The following is a 2862-nucleotide window of genomic DNA, read 5'->3' as shown; positions in this document are numbered from 1 at the left end:
TCCACGACCGGCCCGGCGGCCTGCGTGCCGGCCGCCCCGTCCAGGTGGGCGAAGCCTTCGGCCAGTGCGGGGTAGGTGGCCCGGACGCGGGCGACGTCGTACGTCATCCGCCGACCTTAACGCAGCCTCAGGCCAGGCCCGCGGGTGCATTATTCTGTCATGACTTCTCCCTCCGGATCCGCGCCGTTCGACCCTCACGCGCTGCTCGCCGAGAGCCGGCTCGGCATCCTCGCGACGATCAAGGCCGACGGCCGCCCGCAGCTGTCCCCGGTGACACCGTTCTACGATCCGGGGACGGGCCTGATCCACGTCTCGATGACCGAGGGCCGGGCCAAGACCGTGAACCTGCGCCGCGACCCGCGCGCCACGCTGGAGGTCACCCGCGCGGACGGCTGGGCCTGGGCGACCGCCGAGGGCGTGGCCACCCTCGTCGGCCCGGGGTCCGACCCCGAGGGCCCGGAGGTGGAGGCCCTGGTGGACTACTACCGCCGCGCGGCCGGCGAGCATCCGGACTGGGCCGAGTACCGGTCCGTCATGGTGGCCGACCGCCGGGTCCTGATGACCATGACGGTCGACCACGTGTACGGCGCCAGGATCCGCTGATCCCGTACCGGATCAGCGCAACAGGCCCAGGTCGATCGCCTCGGCCATGGCCCGCTGCCCGGCGATGTTCGGGTGCAGCGGGTCGGCCTGGTACGCCGGCAGCACCCGGCCCGGCTCCTGCGGATCACGGATCGCGGCGTCGAAGTCGGCCACCCCGTCGAACACGGCGCTGGTCCGGACCCACGCGTTGACCTGCTGGCGGGTGGCCTCCTGCTCGGGGCCGAAACAGCCGGACTCACACCCGTACGGGGTGATCGTCGCCCCGATGACCTTGATCCCGGCCCGGTGGGCCCGGCCGGCGATGGTTGTCATCCCGGCGATCAGGCTCGCCGCGTCCGCCTGGTAGCCGATGTCGTTGATGCCCTCGGCGAGGATCAGGTAACGGGCGCGCGTCTGCAGCCGGACGTCCTGCCGTTCCCGCTTCAGCGCCGAGACGCTGGTGCCCGCGCCGCAGCAGTCCGTGCGGTCGGTCAGGATCTGGTTGCCGCCGATCCCCTCGTTGAGCACCCCGAACTGCCGGCGGGGCGGGAGCGCCTGCAGCCGGGCGGCGAGGACGTCGGTCCAGCGGTCGTTGCCGTTCCAGGTCGTGTACGCGCCGTCGGTGATCGAGTCGCCGAGCGCCACGATGCTGCCGGGCACCGCGCGGGCCGCCCGCACGTCGACCCCGTTCAGCCAGAACCACGAGTTCACGGTGCCGGTGAACGACGCGCCCGGGCCGCCGGCCTGGTTGCCGGCCGCCACGAACTGCGTGCCCTGAGCGGCGTCGTGCCCGGTGATCCCGGCCGCGTCGCCGCCTGCGGTCACATAGAGGTCGACCGCGAGGTCCTGGCCGTACGCGACGCCGAGGGGGATCGGATCGCTGAAGACGTGCGTGCCGGTCCGTACGGTGACCGAGCCACGGCCCCGGAAGGTGACTGGCCGGCCGGTGCCGCTGACCAGGTCCGGCGCGCCGGAGGCCACCGCCCGGGCCACGCTCACCGCGCCGAAGGTGACGTCCTCGTCGCCGTACTCGTTGCTCAGCCGGATCCGCACCGCCGAGCCGCCGAGGGTCGGATGCACCAGCATGCGCAGCGTCTGCTCGGCGAACACCGGGCCGCTCTCCCGCTGCGGGCTGGTCGCCCAGGCGCCGGTCCACGGGGCCGGGGCCGCGGCGGCCGGACTGGCGACGAGCAGCGAGGCCAGCACCACCACGGCGAGCAGGAGCCGGCGAACGGTAACATCTACAACGCTCGATATCTTGGGCATGCCGTCGATGCTCGGTGAAGACGTGCGGAAAGGCAACCTCGGCGGTTCTGTCGGACCCTCGTGCGATGCTCCGGGGCGTGGAAGTCGACTTCGCGGCCGAGCTGTGGAACTGGGATGCCCGCCGGCTCGACAGCTGGACCTTCGTCAGCCTGCCCGTCGAGGCCTCCGAGGAGATCCGCGAGCTGTCCGCCGGGCAGGCGCGCGGCTTCGGGTCGGTGCGGGTCCGGGTCACGATCGGCGGCAGCGTGTGGACCACGTCGATCTTTCCGGACAGCAAACGCGACGCGTACGTGCTGCCGGTCAAGCGGGCCGTCCGCAAGGCCGAGGGCCTCGACGAGGGCGACACCGCGCAGTTACGCGTCGAGCTCCTCGACTTCTAGCGGCGCCTTTCAGTCACGGCTTCTGGTGGCGCCTTCTGGTCAGGGCTTGTGGTGGCGGCGTAGCACCAGGGTGGCGAAGCCGAGGATCTTGCGGTAGCCGCGCAGCCACTGCTCGCGGTGCTCCCGGGCCAGGGCGAGGGCGGCCGCCGCGTCGGGGTGGCCGGGGTTGTCGAGCGCCCACTCGGTGAGCGAGCCGGTCCACGACCACTCGTAGTCGTCCCACTCGGCGGTGTCGCTGATGTGGGCGTACACGGGCGCCCAGCCCGCCTGCTCAGCGGTGTCGACCAGGCCGGCCAGGTCGGTGTAGTCCTCGGCTTTGACCCCGAGCGCGGCCGGCGTCCCGGGCGGCGGTGGCACCTCCCAGAACCCCTCGCCCACCAGCAGCACGCCGTCGGGGTGCACGTGCCGCCCGGCCAGCTCGAGCGTCTCGGTGAAGCCCCCGAAGGCGTGGGTCGACCCGACGCACAGCACCAGGTCGTAGTCGCCGTCGGGCACATAGGTGCGGGCGTCGCGCTCGTGCAGGGTCAGGCGGTCGGCGAGGCCACGGTCGGCTGCGGCGGTGGCGGCGCGTTCCAGGGCGTGCGGGTCGATGTCGACGCCGTCCGCGTGACCGTCCGGGTAGTGGGCCAGGGCC

At 72.9% G+C, this 2862-nt stretch carries 4 protein-coding genes; 2 read left to right on the top strand and 2 right to left on the bottom strand.

The annotated features are described in order from the left end of the window. Positions 1-159: 159 nt before the first annotated feature. Complete coding sequence (locus tag AB0C29_RS34315; protein ID WP_360829214.1) at positions 160-603, top strand: PPOX class F420-dependent oxidoreductase; 444 nt, start codon at positions 160-162, stop codon at positions 601-603. A 12-nt stretch (positions 604-615) separates the two neighbouring features. Here the strand turns inward: AB0C29_RS34315 and AB0C29_RS34310 are convergent, their stop codons facing one another. Next, positions 616-1848 (bottom strand): SGNH/GDSL hydrolase family protein, encoded by a 1233-nt coding sequence (locus tag AB0C29_RS34310; protein WP_360829211.1) that lies wholly within the window; start codon positions 1846-1848, stop codon positions 616-618. A 77-nt stretch (positions 1849-1925) separates the two neighbouring features. Between AB0C29_RS34310 and AB0C29_RS34305 the strand changes: the two genes are divergently transcribed. After that, positions 1926-2228: a DUF1905 domain-containing protein gene (locus AB0C29_RS34305; protein ID WP_360829208.1), complete on the top strand. Its 303-nt coding sequence runs from the start codon at positions 1926-1928 to the stop codon at positions 2226-2228. A gap of 39 nt (positions 2229-2267) precedes the next feature. Here the strand turns inward: AB0C29_RS34305 and AB0C29_RS34300 are convergent. Next, positions 2268-2862, bottom strand: a 595-nt coding sequence (locus tag AB0C29_RS34300) for a class I SAM-dependent methyltransferase (protein ID WP_360829205.1), incomplete at its 5' end; no start/stop codon positions are given.

Origin of the sequence: Actinoplanes sp. NPDC048791 (genome assembly GCF_040650095.1) — a bacterium.
GTDB lineage: Bacteria > Actinomycetota > Actinomycetes > Mycobacteriales > Micromonosporaceae > Actinoplanes.
The sequence above is the reverse complement of the archived record's forward strand: the minus strand, read 5'-3'. Positions and strand labels throughout refer to the sequence as shown.

Excerpts from the sequence above, each read along its gene's own strand:
- AB0C29_RS34310 (WP_360829211.1), bottom strand. The coding sequence starts at position 1,848 with ATGCCCAAGATATCGAGCGTTGTAGATGTTACCGTTCGCCGGCTCCTG.
- AB0C29_RS34315 (WP_360829214.1), top strand. The coding sequence starts at position 160 with ATGACTTCTCCCTCCGGATCCGCGCCGTTCGACCCTCACGCGCTGCTC.